The sequence below is a fragment of the Vibrio sp. 1978 genome (assembly GCF_033344345.1).
The window spans coordinates 1-503 of sequence record NZ_JAWPOP010001107.1 but is presented as its reverse complement, the minus strand read 5'-3'; the positions used below and the strand labels follow the sequence as shown (position 1 = coordinate 503).

Here is a 503-nt window from a genome sequence, read left to right as displayed (position 1 = left end):
AAGAAAAGGAGCCGAAGCTCCTTTTGTCAAATCTGAGTGCGATGTGAGAGTGTAAAAGTTTAGATTAGCTTTCTGCTTCAGGAAGCGTCGTAAAGATCGTCCACTCTTTTTTAACTTTACCCTTGTAACCAACAACAGATGCGGTCACTCGGCGGTTAAGTGCGTGACTTACCTGATCGGTGCCTTGCTCTGCTAGATGTGTGTCACCAAAACCAATGATGCGAACACGATTTGGTTCAATACCGTAACTTAATAGCGCGTCACGCACGTTTTTCGCTCGTCGTTCAGAGAGATCTTGATTGTGTTTTGAACCACCTGTTTTACTCGCGTAACCTTGTAGTTCAATCGAGGACGTTGGGTAATCCTTCAAGAAGTCAGACAACTCACGAATTTGACGACGAAATACCGGATTGATCTCATCAGAATCGTTGGCAAATAGCACACGAACCTGCATTTTCTCAGATGCTTTGATGTATTCGCCACAGCCATCATTGTCAACTTCA

At 44.1% G+C, this 503-nt stretch carries 1 protein-coding gene; it reads right to left on the bottom strand.

Annotation, left to right across the window (positions count from 1 at the left end; translation table 11 throughout):
• Positions 1 to 64: 64 nt before the first annotated feature.
• The coding region (locus tag R8N49_RS30900; RefSeq protein ID WP_318190922.1) for an OmpA family protein at positions 65 to 503 on the bottom strand (439 nt) is incomplete at its 5' end.